We start from the raw sequence: 20,054 nt of genomic DNA on the forward strand, positions 1-20,054 counted from the left end.
CCAGTCGGGGCTGGTCAGGCTGGTCACGGCTTGGCGCCCGCTTGGAGCTGCCACAGGGAGGCGTAGAGGCCCGATCTGGCGAGCAGCTCGTCGTGGGTGCCCTGCTCGGCGACGACCCCGCCCTTGTCCAGGACGTGGATGCGGTGGGCGTTGCGGATGGTGGACAGCCGGTGCGCGATCACGATCGTGGTGCGGCCCTTGGAGAACCGGGCCAGCGCGCGCTGGATCGCGGCCTCGGTCTTGTTGTCCACGGCCGAGGTCGCCTCGTCCAGGACCACGACCGGCGGGTTCCGCAGCACCGTTCTGGCCAGCACGATCCGCTGCCGCTGCCCTCCGGACAGCGCGGCGCCGTGCTCGCCGATCAGCGTGTCGTAGCCCAGCGGGAGCGCCTCGACGAACTCGTGCGCCTCCGCGGTGCGGGCGGCGGCCCTGACCTGCTCGTCGGTGGCGGAGAACGCGCCGTAGCGGATGTTGTCCGCGATCGTGCCGTCGAACAGGTGGGCGTCCTGGGCGACGAACCCGATGGCGGCGCGCAGGTCGGGCAGGTGCAGGCCGCGCACGTCGTGGCCGTCGAGCAGGACCTCGCCGGAGTCGGCTTCCTGGAAGCGCGTCAGCAGCTTCGCGATCGTGGTCTTGCCCGAGCCGGTCGCGCCGACGATGCCGGTGACCTGGCCGGGTTCCGCGCGCAGCGACAGCTCCCGCAGCACGCGCGGGCGACCGGGGTAGGCGTAGCAGACCCGGTTGAGCACGATCTCGCCCCTGACCGCGTCGCGGGCGAGCCTGCGACCGCCGGTGGGCTCGGCGGGCAGGGACAGCAGGTGCTGGACGCGGTCGAACGCGGACAGGGTGCGCTGGTACTGGTCGACGGTCGTGCCGAGGCCGGACAGCCGCAGGATCACCTGCTGGGGCAGGCCGATGAGCGGGCTGAACACCTCGAACGGGACCGCCCCGCTGAGCACCTGGCGGCCACCGACGAGCAGGGTGCCGGTCATGGAGGCGGTGGTGAGGGCGCGGACGCCCTCGCTGTGCCGGATGCCGTGCCGGTTGGTGCGCCGCTCGGCCTCGGCGCACTCGCGGCCGAGCCGCTGGACCTCGCGCGCCTCGTGGTCCTCCGCGCAGGAGGACTTGACGGTGGCGGCGGCCTCCAGGTTCGTGGTGAGCCTGCTGCGCAGCCGGGCGCGGTGCTCGCCGGAGTCGGCGTGGTCGGCGGTGGAGCGGTCGCGGTGGCGCAGGGACAGCGCGGCGACGAGCGGCATGGGCAGGAACGCGACCCAGGCGACGGTCGGCGCGAACAGCAGGAACGCCGGGACGAGCACGAGGACGCTGGTGGCGAGCTGCAGCGCGCCCGCGGCCGGGCCCGCGAAGAACGCGCCGAGCTGGTCGACGTCGTCGGCGAGCACGCCCGCGACGCGGGTGGGGCGCTCCCGCTGGATGTGCCGCATCTCCAGGCGCTGCGCGTGGTCGTGCAGCCGGGCGCGCCACTCGTTCCGGACGGCCTGCCCGAGCGCGCGCCACCGCAGACCGGACAGGTAGGACAGACCCGCGACGACCCCGCAGGCCACGGCGGCGGCGCCCGCGAGCACCCACAGCTGGGTGCTCGCGCCCACGACGCCGAGGGTGGTCAGCAGGGCGAACTCGCCCTTGATCAGGATCAGGGCGACCCAGCCGAGGAGCACGCCGAGCGACAGCTCGGCGAACTGGCAGAGCACCGACAGCGTGGCGGCCTTGGCCAGCGCGCCCCGGTGCGACCGGATGATCTTGGCGAGCGGGTGGGCGGCGAGGCGCCCGCCCAGGGCGGTGCGGCGCAGCGGCGCGAGCACGGCCCGGACCGCCCGGCCCAGCGCGGCGGTGACCAGCCCGGTGACCGCGACGACGAGCGCGACCGGTCGGCGCAGCGCGGCGCCCACGGCGAACCCGAGCCCGGTGGACCCTGGACCGAGTGACCCGCCCCCGGTGGACCGGTCCGGCGCGGTGCCACCGCTCCCCCGCGCGGCACCACCCACGGCGACGCCGCTCACGGCAGCACGACGTGCGGCGGTCCCACGCGCTGCGGTCCCACGTGCGGCGGTCCCACTCCCCCGTGCGGCGAACCGGTCAAGCCAGGCGGCGCCGCCCCGCGTGGTGGACTGCTCCAGCGCGGCGCGGTCGCCCGGCGTGGCGCTCGCGCCCGATCCGGCGCCGGTGGTCCCGCCCAGCCCGGCACGTCCGATGCTCCTGCCCAGCGCGGCCACGGCGGCGAGCACGACCACGGCGGTCGACCGGCCGCTGTCGACCGCACCGGCCGCGCGGGCAGCCGAGGCGCCGCGCTCCGGCTGATCGCCGACCGGTGCGACCTGATCACCTGCGGCCTGATCACCACTGGCACGGCCGCCACCGGCGCCTGCACCGCTGGCGCCTGCCCGACCACCACCGGCCCGGCCGGCAGCAGCTCCAGCCCGGACGGCACCGGCGCGGCCTCGGCCCGCTCCGCTGCGGCCCGTCGAGCCTGCGCCCGGTCGAGCGCCGCCCATCGGGCCGCCGTTCGCCAGGTCGCCGTTCGCCGGATCGCCGCCCGTCGGGTCATCGCCAGCTGGATCGCCGCCCGTCGGGCCAGCGTGCGCCGCGGTCGCCTTGGCGATGCGGTCGGCCACCACGCGCGCGGCGATGGTGACGGCGACCCGCAGGGCACGGGCGACCTCGGTGACGTCGAGCGGGCGGTCGTGCAGCACCAGGACCCGGCCGGTGGTGGGGTTGGCGCGCGCGGTGGTGACGCCGGGCAGGCGGAGCAGCGCGGTCTCGACGGCGTGGGCGGTCACGGGGCGCCTGAGCACCTGCGGGACGTCCCAGCGCTGGCGGCCGGGGACGGCCGAGCGCACCCTCGGGCCAGGGGCGGCGACGGGGGTGTTCGGGGCGGCGACGAGCAGAGAGGTCATGGCGGGGCTGATCTCCAGCGGTTCCCGGACGGAAGGGGTCCGGCGGTCTCGGGGTGTGCGGCGGCCGGGTCAGCGGGCCTTGGCCGGGGTCGCGCCCGCGGTCGCCGCGCCTGCGGTCGCCGGGGGCGCGGCGGGAGTGGCGGCCGGGCGCGCCTTGGCGGTGTCGGCGGAGGCCGTGCCCTGGGCGGGCACGTCCACGTCGATGATCTGCGCGGCGGTCATCTCGGCGGACACCTCGGCCGCGATGTCCTGGAGCTCCTCGCCGATGACCTGCGCGGCGCGGCGGGCCTCGATGGCGACGCCGATGGAGGTCTTCAGCACGCCGCGCACGAGCGGCTTCACGACTCGCTTGGCCACCGGGACCGCCAGCAGGCCGACCAGGAAGGGGGACAGGAAGGGAGCGGGCATCGGTATCCGGGTTCCTCTCGTCTCGCGTCGGTGACGGACGGTGGCCGGGCTCGTCGGAAAAACCTGAATAACATTTCCCGAAGGGGCTCGGCACGCCGCCCTGACCGCTCTCTCACGGTCGGGCCGATCACTTGCACACGAAGGCTATCGGAGCGATTCAGAAGCGCTCGGGGCCGAAGCCGGGTTGCACACCACATTGTGAGCCAAAAGCGGAAAAAACTCCCCGAAGGGGTCACACAGCAGGTCAGGTTGTCACTCGATGGACGGACAAGCGGTCACGGACAACGCAAGTTTGCCCCCTGAATATCACCTGCTCGTGACGACGCAACCACCTGCACGACCGGATCGGGAGATCCTAAAAATGCGGACTGCCGACCCCGAAGAGCACGCCGAGGACCGGCGCGGGAGAACGGCGGACCATCGCCCGCGCGCCCCACATATCGGTGACTCAACGAACTCGACACATCGGCGCTTTGTATTTATTTTGCCTACAGGAAGCCCCGAACGGGCGGTTTGTTCCGCAAAAAACGCATGTGCCGTGTGCGCGCTGTCAGGATCAGCGCGCTTCCCCTCGTCGGCAGGCCCCTCGGGCGCCCCTCCCCACCGGCACCCCCTCACAGGTAGGAAAGGGCACGTCGATGCGCATCAAGAACTCGGTGGCCGTGCTGGTCGGCATGATCGCCTGCGCCACGCTCCTCGCACCCCAGGCAAGCGCGAGCGGCACGGCGGTGAGCGGAACGGTCGTGGTCAAGGGGACCGCGGCGAAGGGAGCCGGGACGAGCGGCACAGGGACAACCGGCGCCAAGGCCAACGCGCCCGCCGGGGCGACCCGCTACACCCTGAGCCTGTCCGGGGCCCAGTCGACCTGGTACCGCGCGGTCCGGCTGTCCTGCCCCGCCGACCCCTCGGGCCACCTGCACCCCAAGGGCGACCAGGCGTGCTCCGACCTGGCCGCGGTCCAGGGCAACATCGCGAACATGCGGCGCGACACGCAGCGGTGCGCGCCCGGCGGCGGCTCGATCACGGCGACGATGAGCGGCACCTACGACGGCCGCTCCGTGCAGTGGAACAAGACCTACCGCGACCAGTGCGAGATGTTCACGGCGACCCGTGCGGTCTTCCGGTTCTGAGCGCGGACCGGCGGCGTCGACGCGATCGGCGCCGCCGGACACCCGGCAGGTCCGGTCACCGCCGCCCCCCTGTCACGGCCGGTGCCGGTAGACCAGCAGCGCGGTGTCGTCGGGCGGGACGGCGGGCGGCAGCTCGCGCAGCAGCAGGTCGGCGAGCTCCTCCACGTCCACCCCCGCCGAAGCGGCGAGCACCTCCCCCGCGCGGGTGATGCCCTCGTCCAGGTCCCGGTCCCGCCGCTCGACGAGCCCGTCGGTGTACAGCAGCAGCGTCGCCCCCGGCGGGATCAGCGCGCTCGCCGGGGTCCGGACCGCGCCGGGCACCGCGGCCAGCGGCGGCCCGAGCCCGTCGGCCAGCTCCCGGTACCCGCCGTCGTGCGCGCACAGCGCGGGCAGGTGCCCGGCCGAGGCGTAGTCCACGTGCCCGGTCCCGGTGTGCACCACCAGGCACAGCACCGTCGTGCACAGCGCTCCGGGCAGCCGCTCGGCGAAGGTGTCCAGCGCGGTCAGCACGGCGGCGGGCCCTTTGTCCTGGAGCAGCAGGACCCGCGCGGCGCTGCGCAGCTGCCCCATGATCGCGGCGGCGGCCAGGTCCTTGCCGACGACGTCGCCCACGAGCAGCGCGCACCGGTCGCCGGGCAGCGCGACGACGTCGTGGAAGTCCCCGCCCACCTGGAGCACCGGGCCGAGGCCGATGCCGCCGGGGTGCCCCGGCCCGGTGAACGCGGGCTCGCCCTGCGGGACGGCGGGCCGGTAGCGGGCGGCGACCTGGGCGGGCAGCCCGTCCGTCGGCCCCAGGATGGCGTGCTGCAGGGTGATCGCGACCTCGGCGAGCCGCCGCTGCTCCCGCTCGCGGATGGCCTGCTCGGTGGTGCGCGGGCTGACGTCGGCGGCCAGCACCCCGACGTAGCGGGTCCCGTCCGCGCCGGACGGGTGGGCGACCGGGTAGGCGGTGATCTCGATGTCGAGGTCGCCGGCGGGCAGGTGCCGGGTGCGGCGGGTGGTCTCGCCGGTGCGCCAGACCTGCTCGCACAGGAGGGTCCACTCGCGGGCCTCGACCTCGGACATCAGCTCGCGGTGCGTGCGCCCCTGCCCCGCGCCGAGGCCGGCGTGCACGGCGGACGCGGTGTTGAACCGCACCAGCCGGAACTCGGCGGGCGCGTCCGGGTCGGAGCTGGTGCGCTCGGCCAGCCCGAAGCCGTAGGGCAGCTGCTCCAGGGCGGCCCGGTCGAGCGCGCCGTCCGGGGCGGGAGGGGTGGTCATGGGCGTGGCGCCACCCGACGGGGATTCACCCACCGGACGGTACCCGCCGGGAACGTGAACACCGCGCAGGCGACTGCGCCACACGCCGCACCCGCGTCACCGCCAGGGGTGAGCCCGGCGGCGCGTGGTGTGACCGAACGCGATCGCGGGAACACGGCCCCGTGACCTACTCGCACTTCTCGACCCGGAAACCCACCGCCGTCCCCACCCCACGGGACGGCGGGAGACGGCCCCACCTGGAGCCGGGGCGCACCACCGGACGGGTGGAGGTCGACGCGTCGCTGCGCTGCGAGAACCTGGGCGCGGCGCGGGCGCGCGTCAGCGAGCTGCTGGTCGGGCACGACCCGGACTTCGTGGACGACGTGCGGCTGGTGGCGACCGAGCTGGCGGCGAACGCCTGCGACCACGCGGAGCCGCCCCGCACGCTGGTCCTGCGCCGCGAGGTCCACGACGAGCGCGGCGCGGAGCTGGTGGTGGAGGTGAGCGACGCGAGCCCGGAGCGGTCGCCGCTGCTGGGGACGTCGACGCTGGGCGAGTTCCGGGGCAACGGCATCCGGATGGTGCAGGCCCTGTGCGTGGACTGGGGCGTGCGGCGCGGCGCCGACGTGAAGGTCGTCTGGGCCCGGATGCCGCTCCCGTGAGCCGGGTCACCCCAGCGCGGTCCGGCGGCAGACCTCGTCCCACGGCGTCGGCTCGATGCCGAAGTGCTCGCGCGCGGCGGTGTCGTCCAGCAGGTAGGGGCGGGTCCACTGGTAGCCGACCTCGGCCATCTCGCGCATGATCGGCGACACCAGGCCCACCGCGCGCAGCGCCGCGATCGGCAGCCCGCGCACCTTGACCGGTGGTTTCCCGGCCGCGCGCAGCACGTCGGAGAGCACCCGCTCCTGGGACAGCGCCGGGTTGGACGGCACGTGCCAGGCGCGCCCGTGGGCGGTGGGGTCGGCCGCGGCGGCGACGAGGGTGCGGGCGACGTCGAGCACGTCGGTGAACGCGTGCGGCAGGTCGGTGCGCCCCATCATCAGGACGGGCTTGCCGCGCAGGGCGTCGGGCAGGACGCGGGTGACGTGCCCGTTGGCCCCCACGCCGGGCCCCAGGTAGTCCGAGCCCCTGACCTGCACGACGCGCACGCGCCCGGCCCGGTGCGCGGCGAGGGCGTCGGCCCAGATCCGGGCGCGCAGGACGCCCTTGTGGTCGGTGGCGGCCTCGGGGAGGTCCTCGCGCATGGGCACGTCGACCGGGCCGTAGGCGTAGAGCCCGTCCGTGATGGCGTAGACGGCCCCGGTGCGCTGGGCGGCGGTGAGCAGGGACGCGGCGAGGGGCGGCCAGACGCGCTCCCACTGGGTGTAGTCGGCGGGGTTGGCGCAGTTGTAGAGCACCGAGGCGTGCTCGGCGGCGCGGGTGAGCGCGTCGACGTCGGAGGCGTCGAGGGCGAGGTGGTCGACGCCTGCGGGGCCGGTGGCGCGGCCGGAGCGGCTGGCGAGGGTGACCGGCTCGCCCGCGTCGGCGAGCAGGGCGGCGACGTGGCGGCCGACGGGGCCCGCGCCGACGACGAGGTGGTGCTGCGACATGGTGGTTCGCCTTCCTGGTTGCTGGGTGCACCAGGAAACTAACAACCTCTAACCGAATTTGGCAGTGTTAGATTTTCCTACTGCTGCTAACCTGCGCGCATGTCGTTGCGCGAGCGCAGGCGGGCCGCCGCCACCCGCGAGATCCTGGACGCGGCCAAGGCCCGGATGTCCGAGCACGGGCCCGCCGGGCTGGCGCTGCGGGCGGTGGCCCGCGACCTGGACATGACCGTGCAGGCCCTCTACCACTACTTCCCCAGCCGGGACGACCTGCTGACCGCGCTGATCGTGGAGGCGTACGAGGACCTGGCGGCGGCCGTGCGGACCGCGCTGGACGCCGCGCCGCCGGAGCCGTTCCCGGCCGTGGCGGAGGCGTTCCGGACGTGGGCGATCGAGCACCGGGCCCAGTTCCAGCTGATCTACGGCACTCCCCTGCCGCACTACCGCGCCCCGCACGAGGGCCCGACCACCGAGGCCGCCAGGAAGGTCACGGCGGTCCTGCGCGCCGCCCTGTTCGACGGCTGCGCCGAGGAGGCGCTGGCCCGCGCGGACGCGCCCGAGCTGACCCCGGAGCTGCGCGCCCGCCTCGCCGAACTGCCCCCGGAGGCCAGGGGCGAGCTGCCGCCGCCCGCCGCCGCGCTGTTCCTGGACGCGTGGGCCAGGCTGCACGGCCTGGTGGTGCTGGAGGCGTTCGGCCACTTCGACTTCCTGGCCCCGCTGCAGGCGGAGGTGTTCCGGGGAGCGGTGCGGTCGCTGGCGGCCGACGTGCGGCGGCGGGTTCCGGGCTGACGGCCTCGCCCGGTCGGGTGACCGTCCGGGGCGGCGGTATCCCGGTCGGCCGGTCGCGCACCTGTGCTGTACCGGTGATCGCGGAGCACGCCGGCGCGGGGCCCGCCCGCCGACGTGGGCGCTGTTCGCCGGTGCTGCCGGACAGGAGCGACATGGCTGATCTCGAGCTGCCCGACCGGCCCAGGGGCCGCAGACCCCGGCGGCGGGTGCTGCTCATCGCCCTGTTCGCCGTGGTGACCGCCGTGGTCGCCTCGGTGTCCGCCTGGCTGGCCGCGGACGTGGGCGAGCGGTGGCGGGCGGGCGACGTCCTCCACCTGTGCGCGACCGGGGTCATGCTGGTGCTCGCCGGGGTGCTGATCACCCTGCTCCCCGGGGCGGTCAAGGAGTTCTGGCGCTGGTCCGGGGTGTTCGCCGCCGTCGCCGAGCGGGTGATCAGGGCGCTGCGCCCGCTCAAGGCCGTCGGCGTGGTCGTCACGGTGCTCGTGCTGGGCGTCGGCGGCTCCCTGCTGGCCCCGGCTCCCGACACGGACGCGACCGCGCTGGAGGAGGGCGAGCTGTGGCTCATGGCGGGCGAGGACCTGAGCCCGAGCGACCCGCGCGCCGTGCTGCTGGAGCAGTGGAACCAGGCGCACCCCGAGACCCCGGCGAGGCTGGTGGACGCCGCCGGGGCCACGGACGAGCAGCGGGAGCGGATGCTCGACGACGCCCGCCCCGACGGGCCGCACCGCGCGGACGTGTACCTGCTGGACGTGGTGTGGCTGCCGGAGTTCGCGGGCGAGGGGCACCTGCGCGAGCTGGACGGGTCCACGATCGGCGGCGGCACGGCCGACTTCCTGCCCGTGGTGCTCGACACCTGCCAGGACGGCGGGAAGCTGTGGGCGCTGCCGCTCAACACCGACGTCCGGCTGCTCTACCACCGCACCGACGTCCCCGGCCTGGTCGTGCCGACCAGCTGGGACGGCCACTCCGGCTCCGCCGCGACCAGGGCGCACGGCGGGCTGGAGGCGGCCGACGCGCCGCAGCTGGCCGAGGAGATGCTCACCGTGGAGGCGCTGGAGGCGATCTGGGCGGCGGGCGGCAACGTGGTCACCCGTGACGGGGAGGTCACCCTGACCCCGGACGGGAGCAGGGTGCAGTTCACCGAGGACGACTACGAGGGGATGCGCAAGCTCAACGCGATGGCCAGGACCGAGGGCGTGGTGCCGCGGGGCGTGCGCCCCGAGGAGACCGGGGCCGAGGACGCGCTCACCCTGTTCGCGGACGGGCGGACCGCGTTCCTGCGGAACTGGGCCGTCACCCACCGGCAGCTCACGGGCAGGCAGGACAGGCCGAGCACGACGCACGTCGGGTTCGACAGCGCCGTGCAGCCCGCGCCGAGCGTGCTGGGCGGGCAGGACCTGGCGATCTCCCGGCACACCGCGAAGCCGAAGGCGGCGAAGGCGCTGCTGGAGTTCCTGACCAGCACGCAGAGCCAGCAGATCCTGGCCGAGGTCGGCGGGTTCGCGCCGAGCCGGACGTCGGTGTACGAGCTGTCGGACAGCAGGCACCTGGCGAACGTGCGCACCGCGCTCAAGGACGCCAGGCCCCGGCCGAGGACCGAGCGGTACACCGAGTTCAGCAAGCTCTTCCGGGAGGCGGTCGAGAAGGTGGTGGCGCCGGAGGACTCGATCCCGGACGAGACCGCGCGGAAGCTGGCGGACGTGCTGCGCGGGCGATCCGGCGCGGGTGATCAGACGCGGGTGGGGCGGGGGTTTCGCGGCGGGCGGGAACGGTGTTTCGAAGGGGTTCGAAAGTCCGCTCCGACGGGCGGTGGGCGCGCCAGGCTGAGGGCCGACGCACCGACCGAGACCGTTGGAGTGATGATGCGAAGGACCTTGACCGCGTTGTTCGTCGCCGTCGTGGCGCTGCTGTCGTCGCTGGTGTCCGCGAGCGCGGAACCCGGCTCGGTGGACAGATCCGCCACGCGGGTGGAGGCGCCGGTGACCGTGGCCGCACCAGTTCAGCAGGACGTGTCGGCGCAGGCGCTGTCGTGCACGGCGGGCGACCTGTGCGCGTGGAACGGCGTCGGGGGCGGGAGCCGTTGCAGCTGGACCAACAGGGACAACGACTGGTGGTACGCCCCGACCACCTGCTCGTGGTCGTCGGGCAGCGCGGTGTGGTCCGTCTACAACAACGGGCGCAACACCGCCTACGACAGGGTGTGCCTCTACCCCGAGGCGAACTACGGGGGCAGCACCGCGTACTACGTCCTGCGGGGGCAGCAGGCCGAGGGGTGGCCTGGCGTGATCATCCGCTCCCACAGGTGGGTCAACGGGTCCTGCTGGTGACCCCCTGAGCGAAAGGGCCCGCCCGCGACGCGGACGGGCCCTCGAAGCGCCCCGCTCAGTCCTGCGCCAGCAGGTCCCGCAGCGGGGTGCTGGCCTTGCCGGGGTTGGCGATCAGCAGCGCGAGCACCATGCACGCCACCACCAGCGGCAGGCTCACCGCGCTCAGCAGGACCGGGATCTCCGGGTCCGGGCGGATGCCGCTCTGCACGGCCTGGGCGTCGAGCAGGGCCACGATCGCCAGCCAGCCCACCGGCAGCGACACCACCACGGACCCGACCGCGATCAGCACCACCTCGGCCACGAGCTGCTTGCGCACCCCGGAGGCCGTGCCGCCGCTCAGGCGCAGCAGCGCGTTCGCCCTCCTGCGCTCCACCAGGCCGGACGCCAGGGTGGCCGCGCCGATCAGGACGGCCAGCACGAACATCACCCACGCGAACACCTCGAAGGCGCTCACCAGCCGCGCGGTGATGTTGGCGACCGTGTCGCGCAGGAACTGCTGCGTCACGACCTTCGCCCTCGGGTGCTCCTCGGCGACCACCGCCGCGAGCCCGTCGCGCACCGCCTCGACGTCGGCGCCCTCGCGGACCTTCGTGAAGAACGCGTAGATCTGGCTGGACGCGGTCATCTCCGCCCACAGCTCGGGGCTGACCACGAGCATCCCGCCGTCGGAGGCCGAGTCGTCCACGACCGCGACGACGCTGACGTCCCGGTGCCCACCGGGCAGCGGCACCTCCAGCACGTCGCCCACCCCGACGCCCTGCGCGTCGGCGTAGTTCACCGACACCGCGATGTGCGTGTCGTCCAGGTGGTCGAGCACGTCGGCGGGACCGTCGGTGACGGTGAGCGCGGTGAGCCGGTCGGAGTCCTCGCGGCCCCAGCTCCACGCCTGCACCCTGCGGTCCCGGACCTCGACGTAGCCGAACGAGAACGTGGTCATCGCCTCGACCCCGTCGACCCGCACCAGCTCCTCGCGCAGCTCGGCGGGCAGGGTCTCGTTGCCGAGGTTGGTGCCCAGCGGCGCGGCCTGGACGAACAGGTCGCCCGCGGTCCAGCGCTCCACCGACGAGGCGACCTCGCTCTTGATGCTGATCGACACCCCGGCCATCGCGACCGCCGAGACCACGGACACGGTGAACGTCACGCACAGCGCGGCGTTGCGCCGCCAGCCGAGCTGGAGCTGCCTGGCCACGGCCAGCCGCACCGGTCCCGGCTCGCCCCGGCGCAGCCCCAGGCCCACCAGCACGGGCAGCACCACGGCCAGCAGCGCCGCGCCGCCCAGCAGCGGGACCAGGCCCGCCGACCGCACGCCCTCCGGCCCGAGCAGCACCGCCACCGCGCCGAGCACGAGCAGTCCCACGCCGACCAGCGCCGGGGTGCGGGCGCCGCCGGGCAGCACCGCGACCTCTCCCCTGCCGGACACGGCCTCGATCGCCCGCACCCTGGTGAACCGCCGCACCCCGGACACCCAGGCCGCCGCGAACATCAGCAGCGCGGCGACCAGCGCGCCCAGCGCGGGCAGCTGCCACGGCGTGCCCGGCGTGACGGCCTGCTGGCTCAGGTCGGTGATCTGCCTGGCGAACGAGCCGAGGTCGCGCCCGACGAGCACGCCGAGGACCGCGCCGACCGCGTAGCTGACCAGCAGGATCGGCGCCATGACGGCGGCCGAGCCGAGCATCAGGTGCGAGGTGCGCACCCCGGTCAGCCGCATCCTGGCCAGCGCGGGCCGCGCGTCGTCCAGCGCCAGCCGCCAGGTCAGGAACAGCACCACCCCGGCGGTGAGCACGGCGATGACCGCGAACATGCTCAGGATGGTCAGGAACGTCTGGAACGCCTTGCGGTACCCGGAGAGCAGGTCTCCGGGCTCCTTCACGGCGGCGGACCCGTCGACGGCGTCGGTGACGTCCGCGACCACGCCTGCCCGGTCGCGGTCGCCGGGGTCGACCAGGAGCGCGTCGGAGCGCTCGCCGCGCCCGAACGCCTCGGCCACCACGGGTCTGGGCGCGATGACGACCGAGCCCCGGTTGGCGACCTCGCCGGGCAGCACGGCGGCCACGGTCCAGGTGCGCACGCCGCTGGTGCCGCCGATCCGGATCCGGTCGCCCGCCCCGATGCCGCGCGGGTCGGCGTAGTCGGCGGCCAGGTAGACCTCGTCCGCCGCGAGCGGCCGGTCCCTGGTGCGGCGGGCCAGGTCGTCGTCGACGTAGTCCGCGAGGTCGGCGTCGACGCCGAAGACCAGCACCGGCGTGGACTCACCGCCGTCCTCGACGCGGCTGGCGCTGACCACGAGCATCGAGGTGGCGGGCAGGCCGGTGTCGCGGACCCGCTGGACCACGGCGGGCGTCATGCCGCCGGGGGCCTTGGCCTCGACGCCGACGATCCCGTCGCGCACGGCGGTGATGGGCGCGCCGCGCAGCGCGTCCTGCACGGCGAAGTAGACCACCAGCACGGCGGTGGTGAGCAGGACGCCCGCGATGCCCGCGGCGACGGCGGCGGCCAGCCGGGCGGGCCGGAAGTACCAGCTGCGGGTGAGCGAGCGGGCGACCAGCCTGGTCGCGTCGAGCGCCATCAGGAGACCCGCGCCCGCGACACGACGGTGCCCGCGGTCATGGTGGCGACGACGTCGGCCCACGCGGCGAGGTCCAGGTCGTGGGTGATGATGACGCTGGCGGCGCCGCGCTCGCGCACCACGGCCCGGAACAGCTCCTGCACGCGCAGGCCGTTCTCCTCGTCGAGCGCGCCGGTCGGCTCGTCGGCGAACACGATGGCCGGGTCGTTGACGCACGCCCTGGCCACGGCGGCGCGCTGGGCCTCGCCGCCGGAGACCTGGCCGGGCCAGCTGCCCGCGCGGTGCGCCAGGCCGACCTCGTCCAGCGCGGAGCGGGCCTTGGCGAGCGCGGCGGACAGCCGGGTTCCGGACATGATCAGCGGGGCGGCGACGTTCTCCTCCAGGGTGAGCGTCGGCACCAGGTTGTCCTTCTGCAGCACGAAGCCGATGTGCTCGGCGCGCAGCCTGGCCATCGCGGGCTCGTCCAGGGCGGCCAGGTCGTGGCCGAGCAGGGTGATCGTGCCGGTGGTCGGCTCGTCCAGCCCGGACAGGCAGTTGGCGAACGTGGACTTGCCGCTGCCGCTCTTGCCGACGATGGCCACGGTCTGCCCGGCGCGGACCTCCAGGTCGCAGTCGTGCAGGACCCTGGTCGCGGTCTCGCCGCGCCCGAACTCCTTGCTCACGCCCTCGGCGCGCAGCACTGGGCCGGTGGTCACTGGGTCGCCTCCGTGGCGTCGGGGGTGGTGCGCAGCGCGGCGGGGGCGTGCGCGGGGACGGCCGGGGCGTGCGGGCGCACGGGGGCGAGCCTGCGGTAGGGCTGCCCCGGTTCGGGACGGGGGTCGGGCTCGCCCTTGTTGGGCCACAGCGACATGGCGCGCTCGGCCTGGGCGGTGATGGTCAGCGACGGGTTGACGCCCGCGTCGGCGGTGACCGCCGAGCCGTCCACGACGTGCAGGCCGGGGTGGCCGTGCAGCCGGTGGTACGGGTCGACGACGCCGGTCTCGGCGGTCTCGCCGATGGGGCAGCCGCCGACGAACGGCAGGACCACGGGCACGTGCCCCAGGCCCGGCACAGTGCCCGCGGGCGCGCCTCCCATGCGCTGCGCGGTGCGCCGCAGCACGTCGGCGACCAGCGGCGAGGTGACGGTGGGCAGCGCGCCGGGGTCGCGGCGGGCGGTGAGGCCGCCGCCGCGCTTGCGGGAGACGGTGAACGTGCCCGCGCCGGTGCGCACGACGAACACGATGATCGTGCGCTCGGACCAGCGGCGCACGTCCAGGAACCGGGCCGCCGCGACGGGGTCGCGAGCTACCGCGCCGAGCCAGCGCAGCCAGCGCGGTCCCCTGCCGACGGCGTCGACGAACGGGGTGGTGGCCAGGCCCATGGAGTTGGAGCCCTTGCCGTAGCGGCCCGCCTGGACGAGGGTGTCCGGGTCGGGGCGGAACGCCGAGGTCGCGGCCACGCCGGTGCTGTAGTCGTCGGCCCCGACCTCGGGCGCGGTCGCGGCCAGCAGGTCGGACGGCGCCCTGGTGAGGCTGCCCAGCCGGGACGAGGTGCGCGGCAGCGAGCCGTCGCCGACCATGCGGTGCAGCAGCCGCTGCGTGCCCAGCGCGCCTGCCGCGAGCACCACGTGCTCGGCGGTGAGCGTGGTCGGGCGGGCGAACCACGCCCCGGTGCGCACGACCTGCACCGCGTAGCCGCCGCCGTCGAGCGGGCGCACGGACGTCACGGTGCTCTCGGCGCGCACCTGCGCGCCCGCGTTCTCCGCCAGGTGCAGGTAGTTCTTCACCACGGTGTTCTTCGCGCCGTACCGGCAGCCGGTCAGGCACTCGCCGCACTCGCGGCACCCGGAGCGCCGGGGGCCCGCGCCGCCGAAGTACGGGTCGTCGACCTCCTGCGGCGGTCCGAAGTGGACGGCCACGGGCAGCGGGCGGAACGTGCCGCCCGCGCCCATGTCCTCGGCCACCGACCGCATCACGCGGTCGGTGGGCGTGGTGGTCGGGTTGACCGCGGAGCCGAGCATCCGCCGGGCCTGGTCGAAGTGCGGGGCCAGCTCGGACTTCCAGTCGGTGACGCCGGACCACGCCGGGTCGTCGTAGAAGCCCTGCCCCGGCTCGTACAGGGTGTTGGCGAACACCAGCGACCCGCCGCCGACCCCCGCGCCCGCGGGCACGACGAGCGGGCCGAGCCGGTGCAGGCGCTGGAACCCGCGCAGCCCCAGCCTGGGCGCGAACAGGTACTTGCGCAGGCGCCACGAGGTCTTCGGGAAGTCGGCGTCGGCGAAGCGGTAGCCCGCCTCCAGGACGCAGACCCGGTAGCCCTTCTCGGTGAGCCGCAGCGCGGTCACCGCGCCGGCGAAACCGGACCCGACGACCAGCACGTCGTGGTCGTGCGCGGGGGCCGCGTCGGTCATCGGGCGGCGGCCCGCTCGGGGTGGCTGAACTTGACCGAGCCGTCGAACAGGCCCAGCAGGATGTCCTGCATGGACTCGGTGAGCACCCGGATCGCGACCGGGTCGATGATGCTGGCCAGGGTGGGCACGCCGAAGTCGAACTCGGCGTGGAACACCACGAACGCGTCGCCGCCGTCCTGGGTCACCGACCACTGGCCCTCGAACACGTCGAAGTCGCCGGTGGTCTGGGTGAAGCGGCTGACCAGCGCCTCGCGGTCGAACGTGTCGACCTCGGTCCAGCGCAGGACGCCGTTGCGGAAGTTCACCGCCCAGTGGCTGGTGATGGAGCCGTCCTCGGCGGCGGGCTCCGCGACGACCTCGCGGACGGTCTCGACGAGCTCGGGGTAGCGGGTGAAGTCGACGACGGTCTCGTACACCTCGGTGGCGACGCCGCCGGGGACGTGGGCCTCGATCCGCACGGTCTGCACGGTTTCTCTCCTCTCAGCTGCTCGCCGGGAAGCGCCCGGCGAGCGTGGACAGCGCGCGGTCGAAGGTGGTGGCGACGTGGTCCAGCTCGTCGGCCGTGATGGTGGCGGGCGGGGTCAGCCGCAGCACGTGCGAGTTGTTCATGGAGTGGTTGACCAGCACGCGGCCGTCGATCAGCTCCAGCACCAGCTCGCCAGCGAGGCCGGGGTCGCGCATCTCGACGCCGATGAGCAGGCCCTCGCCGCGCACCTCGGCGACCAGGTGCGGGCAGGTGCGGGCGGCGGACTCGGCGATGCGGTGCTTGAGCTCCGCGCCGAGCTTGGCGGCCTTGGCGACCGCGTCCTCCATGACGATCGCCTCGATCGCGGCCTTCGCGGCGGCCGCGGCGACGGGTGCGGCCGAGAAGGTGGAGGTGTGCAGGAACGGGTCCTTGTCGAACGGCGCGTAGGCCGCGGGCGTGGCGACGGCGGCGGCGACCGGGACGACCCCGCCGGACAGGCCCTTGCCGACCAGCATCACGTCCGGGGTGACGGCCTCGGGGTCGTGGCCCCACCAGCGGCCGAGCCTGCCCAGGCCGGTGAGGATCTCGTCGATCACCAGGAACGCGTCGTGCTCGGTGCGCAGGCGGCCGAGCGCGGCGAGGTAGCCGTCGGGCGGGAAGACCACGCCGCCCTCGCCCTGCACGGGCTCGACGATGACGCAGGCGGGCGGGCCGTCGCGCAGGGCGGCCTCCATGGCGTCGACGTCGCCGTAGGGCACGACGGTCACGTCGGGCAGCAGCGGCTGGAACTTCTCCTGGTAGACGCTCCGCGCGGTGACGCTGAGCGAGCCGAGGGTCTTGCCGTGGTAGCCGTTGGCGGTGGTGATCAGCCGCCGCTTCCCGTTGGCCCTGGCCATCTTGATGGCGGTCTCGGTGGCCTCGGTGCCGGAGCCGACGAAGTGCACCTTGCTCAGGCCGGGCGGGCACACGTCGACCAGCGCCTTCGCGGCGGCGGCGCTGACCGGCTCCAGCAGGAGCCGGGTGGCCAGCGGGTTGGCGCGGACCTGGGCGACGACGGCCTCGGTGACGTGCGGGTGCGTGCCGCCGAGGATGAACACGCCGTAGCCCGCGCAGTTGACGAAGCTCTCGCCGTCGGAGGTGCGCACGGTGGCGCCGCTGGAGGCGGTCTCCCAGAAACCGCCGAACATCTCGCCGAGCGAGGCGCGGCCCGCGCTGAGGTGGGCGCGGTAGGCGGCGAGGAGGTCCCCGCCGGTGGTGTCCTGGTGGTGCGTGGTGCCTTGCGTGGTGGTGTCCATGGTTCCCGTGGTTCGGGGGGCAGGGGGCGGGGCCGCGCGGCGGTGTCGTCGCGCGGCCCCGGTGGGCGTCGGGCCCCGTGGTGCGGGGCCCGGTCGGGGCGCCGTGGCGTGGCGCCCCCGGTGGCGGCTCGGGGCCGTGCGCTCGACCCCGGCCCGCCCTAGTCGACGCGGAGCGGCGCCCCGCCGTGGTAGCGCTCCATGGCGTCCACGGTGGACAGCCGTCCGGGCGGGTGGAACGCGAGGGCGTGCACGCTGGCCGCGAGGAGCGCGACGTCCGGGGACGACACGAAGGCCATGCCGCCCAGCAGCTCCACGGCCGTGCCGACCACGCGCCTGCTGGTGCGCTGGAGGCTGTAGCGGGCGGTGAGCGCGTCGGCCAGCGCGTCGTTGCCGACCGAGCCGGTGTCCACGCCCCAGGCCACCCGGTCCAGCGCGAACGCCGCCGACTCCAGGTCGGAGACCAGGTCCACCCGCGTCGCCGCGTCGCCCCGGCCGGAGTCCAGGAGCCGGGCGACCAGCGCGCTGGCCACGCCCAGGTAGACCGCGGACACGAGCAGGTTGAACCAGATCAGCCCGGTGGTGTTGAGGTCGTCGAGGTTCGTCTCCGGGTCGAGCACCGGCTTGACGACCAGCTCGTCCGGGACGAGCACGTCCGCCAGCACGACCTCGTCGCTCTCCGCGCCCGCGAGGACCGGCGAGTTCCAGAACGGCCGCACGCTGATGCCGGGCGCCTCGGCCGGGATGACCGCGATGCCCAGGCCCGTCGTGCCGTCCTCGTGGTGCAGCGCGACGCTCGCCGTGATCAGGTCCATCGACGCCGACAGGCTGCACGGCTTCTTGCTGCCGGACACCAGCCAGCCGCCCTCGGCCCGGCGCGCGGACATGGTCGGGGTGAGCACGCCCTGACCGGTGCGGCCCTCGGCGAACGCGCTGCTCATCATGCGCTTGTCGCGGGCGACCGCGTCGAGCAGCAGCCACTCGAAGCCGGTGCTGGTGGCCGCGAGGGTCACCAGGCTGGCCACCGAGAAGTTGTGCATCGTGGCGGCCACCGCGACCGACGGCGACCGGGTGGCGATGGCGCGGGTGACGCGCACCGCGTCCCGCGCGCTCGCGCCGAGGCCGCCGTGCTCGGCGGGCACCAGCAGACCGGAGCCTCCCGCCTCGCGCAGCGCGGCGATGCCGGGGCCGCCGCGCTGCTCCAGCTCGCTGAGCGTGAAGGCGCCCAACGCCTTGTCCAGGCCGGGGAGCAGCGCTTCCAGGGTGTCGTGCTCGCGCTGGAGGAACCTCACCGCGCGCCCCCGGCCGCCGAGTCGGCGGGCGGCAGCGCGCTCTCGAACACGCGCGCCCTCGGCGTGACGTTCGTGGCGATGCTGACGGCCTGCAGGTGGCTGGTGCGCAGCATCGGGAAGTTCGCCTCGCCGAACGGGCCGCCGGACAGGCCGTTGCCGCCGTGCGAGGGGATGCCGGGCACGAAGCCGAGGTGGCTGTCGTTGACCTTGAGGATGCCGCCGTTGTCCAGCCGGGCGCAGAACCGCTCGACCAGCTCGGCGTTCTCGCTCCACAGCGAGTTCCGCAGCCCGTACGGGTTGGCGTTCATGAACCGCAGCGCCTCGTCGAACGCGGCCTCGTCCGTCTGCCCGGAGCCCGTCTGCTGGGGACCTGCCTGCTCGGGGACGACGAGCGCCAGCAGCGGGTAGAACGTCTCCTCGCGCACGGCCCGCGTCTTCTCCGCGCGCTCGTAGCCGTCGACCCGCAGCAGGGTCGGCTCCAGGAACACCCCGGACGAGTCGCGCGTGCCGTCCTCGGCGATCCGGTGGCCGCCGCTGACCAGCACGGCGCCGTCGGCGACGGCCTCGTCCAGCACGGCCGAGAAGTCACCGGTGCGCAGCACCGGGGACAGCAGCACGTCCGGGTCGCCGGGGCGGCCGGGCCGGATGTCGGCGACGAGCTTGACCAGCCGCTCGACGAGCTCGTCGGCGATCTCCGGGTGCGCGATGACGTACTTGGGCACCATGCAGATCTGGCTGGAGCCGTAGAAGCACTCGGAGATGGCGAGCGCCGCGTTGTCCAGGTCGGCGTCGCGCCACACGAGCACGCCGTCGTTGCCCGCCAGCTCCAGCACCGGCTTCTTGCCCGCCTCGACGCAGCGCTTGCCGATCTCGATGCCGCGCTCGCTGCTGCCGAAGAAGAAGATGTCGTCGACGTCGTCGCTGGCCAACCACTGGTCCAGCAGCACCTTGGGCACGCCGCTGACGATGCTCAGCACGCCCTTCGGCGCGTCCATCTCCTCCAGCACGGAGGCCACCAGCTCGCGCCAGGCCCACGCCACGCCGTAGGGGGCGCTGCGCGGGGCCTTCACGACCAGCGAGTTGCCCGCGGCGAGCGCGTGCACGCCGAGCATGGAGTTGGAGGCCGCCGCGTTCTGCGGCGGGCTCAGGCACACCACGCCGTCGCCCTTGCGCACCAGGCGGATCTCCCGGTCGCCGATCCGCTCGCGGTGCTCCATCATGCGCGCGTTGGCCGCGAAGGTCTCCGGGGACGAGCACTGGATGACCCCGGCGACCTCCCACTGGGCGAGCCTGCGCGGGTGCCCCTCGGCGATGAGGACCTCGACGAACTCGTCGCTGCGGTCCTTGATGCGCTGGTGCACGCGCGCCCCGAACTCCAGCCGACGCTCCAGCGACCAGGCGCCCCACTCGGGCTGGGCGGCGCGGGCGGCGCGCAGCGCCTCCAGGGTCTGCTCGGTCGTGCTGAGCGCGACCCGGCCCACGATGCGCGCGTCGGTCGGGTCGGGCTCGGCGCCCTTGGCGAGGTCGCGCTTGAGGCGGATCGCGCCGAAGGCGTCGTCGAAGATGCTGGACGCGTCGATCGCGTACAGCCACTTGTCCACGGGCGCGTCCTGGCCCGCGATGTATGAGGGGTAGGACTCCACGGTCGTCAACCTGTC

The 20,054-nt window shown here is 74.6% G+C and carries 15 protein-coding genes; 4 read left to right on the forward strand and 11 right to left on the reverse strand.

From position 1 onward, the window contains the following. Window positions 1–23: 23 nt before the first annotated feature. A complete protein-coding gene (locus tag AMIR_RS35870; RefSeq protein ID WP_015802380.1) occupies window positions 24–2,912 on the reverse strand; it encodes an ABC transporter ATP-binding protein in 2,889 nt (962 codons plus the stop codon). Window positions 2,913–2,981: 69 nt separating this feature from the next. Continuing rightward, a complete protein-coding gene (locus AMIR_RS17960; protein WP_015802381.1) occupies window positions 2,982–3,320 on the reverse strand; it encodes a DUF5132 domain-containing protein in 339 nt (112 codons plus the stop codon). 638 nt (window positions 3,321–3,958) lie between these two features. Between AMIR_RS17960 and AMIR_RS35875 the strand changes: the two genes are divergently transcribed. Further along, window positions 3,959–4,450: an SSI family serine proteinase inhibitor gene (locus AMIR_RS35875; protein WP_015802382.1), complete on the forward strand. Its 492-nt coding sequence runs from the start codon at window positions 3,959–3,961 to the stop codon at window positions 4,448–4,450. 72 nt (window positions 4,451–4,522) lie between these two features. On the opposite strand, the gene AMIR_RS17970 is transcribed toward AMIR_RS35875, so the two are convergent. Beyond that, window positions 4,523–5,710 (reverse strand): PP2C family protein-serine/threonine phosphatase, encoded by a 1,188-nt coding sequence (locus tag AMIR_RS17970; protein WP_015802383.1) that lies wholly within the window; start codon window positions 5,708–5,710, stop codon window positions 4,523–4,525. Window positions 5,711–5,973: 263 nt separating this feature from the next. On the opposite strand from AMIR_RS17970, the gene AMIR_RS40385 reads away from it, so the two are divergent. Next, window positions 5,974–6,351, forward strand: a complete 378-nt coding sequence (locus AMIR_RS40385; RefSeq protein ID WP_162945379.1) for an ATP-binding protein — start codon at window positions 5,974–5,976, stop codon at window positions 6,349–6,351. Window positions 6,352–6,357: 6 nt separating this feature from the next. Here AMIR_RS40385 and AMIR_RS17980 read toward each other — a convergent pair whose 3' ends face one another. Next, window positions 6,358–7,278 carry an NAD-dependent epimerase/dehydratase family protein gene (locus AMIR_RS17980; RefSeq protein ID WP_015802385.1) on the reverse strand — a complete coding sequence of 307 codons (921 nt, stop codon included), beginning with the start codon at window positions 7,276–7,278 and terminating at the stop codon, window positions 6,358–6,360. Between the two features lie 99 nt (window positions 7,279–7,377). Here AMIR_RS17980 and AMIR_RS17985 point away from each other — a divergent pair, with 99 nt between their 5' ends. Next, the gene (locus AMIR_RS17985) at window positions 7,378–8,064 is read left to right on the forward strand and encodes a TetR/AcrR family transcriptional regulator (protein ID WP_015802386.1); all 687 of its coding nucleotides are present in this window, start codon (window positions 7,378–7,380) and stop codon (window positions 8,062–8,064) included. Window positions 8,065–8,216: 152 nt separating this feature from the next. Next, a complete protein-coding gene (locus tag AMIR_RS17990) occupies window positions 8,217–10,391 on the forward strand; it encodes an extracellular solute-binding protein (RefSeq protein WP_015802387.1) in 2,175 nt (724 codons plus the stop codon). Between the two features lie 55 nt (window positions 10,392–10,446). Here AMIR_RS17990 and AMIR_RS17995 read toward each other — a convergent pair whose 3' ends face one another. From AMIR_RS17995 to AMIR_RS18025, 7 genes are all read right to left on the reverse strand, one after another. Continuing rightward, complete coding sequence (locus AMIR_RS17995) at window positions 10,447–12,957, reverse strand: ABC transporter permease (RefSeq protein WP_015802388.1); 2,511 nt, start codon at window positions 12,955–12,957, stop codon at window positions 10,447–10,449. Further along, on the reverse strand, window positions 12,957–13,652 hold the full coding sequence (locus AMIR_RS18000; RefSeq protein ID WP_015802389.1) for an ABC transporter ATP-binding protein: 696 nt from the start codon (window positions 13,650–13,652) through the stop codon (window positions 12,957–12,959). Before AMIR_RS18000 ends, AMIR_RS17995 begins: the two co-directional genes overlap by 1 nt. Then, on the reverse strand, window positions 13,649–15,346 hold the full coding sequence (locus tag AMIR_RS18005) for an FAD-dependent oxidoreductase (protein WP_015802390.1): 1,698 nt from the start codon (window positions 15,344–15,346) through the stop codon (window positions 13,649–13,651). The genes AMIR_RS18000 and AMIR_RS18005 overlap by 4 nt, the downstream gene beginning before the upstream one ends. Further along, window positions 15,343–15,813 (reverse strand): type II toxin-antitoxin system RatA family toxin, encoded by a 471-nt coding sequence (locus tag AMIR_RS18010; RefSeq protein WP_015802391.1) that lies wholly within the window; start codon window positions 15,811–15,813, stop codon window positions 15,343–15,345. The genes AMIR_RS18005 and AMIR_RS18010 overlap by 4 nt, the downstream gene beginning before the upstream one ends. A 13-nt stretch (window positions 15,814–15,826) precedes the next feature. Next, window positions 15,827–17,107, reverse strand: coding sequence for an aspartate aminotransferase family protein (locus AMIR_RS18015; RefSeq protein ID WP_015802392.1), 1,281 nt, complete (start codon window positions 17,105–17,107; stop codon window positions 15,827–15,829). A gap of 158 nt (window positions 17,108–17,265) precedes the next feature. Then, entirely contained in the window at window positions 17,266–18,396 is a 1,131-nt protein-coding gene (locus AMIR_RS18020; RefSeq protein ID WP_015802393.1) for an acyl-CoA dehydrogenase family protein, read from the reverse strand. Further along, on the reverse strand, window positions 18,393–20,039 hold the full coding sequence (locus tag AMIR_RS18025; protein WP_015802394.1) for an aldehyde dehydrogenase family protein: 1,647 nt from the start codon (window positions 20,037–20,039) through the stop codon (window positions 18,393–18,395). The genes AMIR_RS18020 and AMIR_RS18025 overlap by 4 nt, the downstream gene beginning before the upstream one ends. Between the last annotated feature and the right edge of the window lie 15 nt (window positions 20,040–20,054).

The organism is Actinosynnema mirum DSM 43827, assembly GCF_000023245.1.
Lineage (GTDB): Bacteria > Actinomycetota > Actinomycetes > Mycobacteriales > Pseudonocardiaceae > Actinosynnema > Actinosynnema mirum.

Excerpts from the sequence above, each read along its gene's own strand:
- AMIR_RS35870 (WP_015802380.1), bottom strand. The coding sequence starts at position 2,912 with ATGACCTCTCTGCTCGTCGCCGCCCCGAACACCCCCGTCGCCGCCCCT.
- AMIR_RS17960 (WP_015802381.1), bottom strand. The coding sequence starts at position 3,320 with ATGCCCGCTCCCTTCCTGTCCCCCTTCCTGGTCGGCCTGCTGGCGGTC.
- AMIR_RS35875 (WP_015802382.1), top strand. The coding sequence starts at position 3,959 with ATGCGCATCAAGAACTCGGTGGCCGTGCTGGTCGGCATGATCGCCTGC.
- AMIR_RS17970 (WP_015802383.1), bottom strand. The coding sequence starts at position 5,710 with ATGACCACCCCTCCCGCCCCGGACGGCGCGCTCGACCGGGCCGCCCTG.
- AMIR_RS17980 (WP_015802385.1), bottom strand. The coding sequence starts at position 7,278 with ATGTCGCAGCACCACCTCGTCGTCGGCGCGGGCCCCGTCGGCCGCCAC.
- AMIR_RS17985 (WP_015802386.1), top strand. The coding sequence starts at position 7,378 with ATGTCGTTGCGCGAGCGCAGGCGGGCCGCCGCCACCCGCGAGATCCTG.
- AMIR_RS17990 (WP_015802387.1), top strand. The coding sequence starts at position 8,217 with ATGGCTGATCTCGAGCTGCCCGACCGGCCCAGGGGCCGCAGACCCCGG.
- AMIR_RS17995 (WP_015802388.1), bottom strand. The coding sequence starts at position 12,957 with ATGGCGCTCGACGCGACCAGGCTGGTCGCCCGCTCGCTCACCCGCAGC.
- AMIR_RS18005 (WP_015802390.1), bottom strand. The coding sequence starts at position 15,346 with ATGACCGACGCGGCCCCCGCGCACGACCACGACGTGCTGGTCGTCGGG.
- AMIR_RS18015 (WP_015802392.1), bottom strand. The coding sequence starts at position 17,107 with ATGGACACCACCACGCAAGGCACCACGCACCACCAGGACACCACCGGC.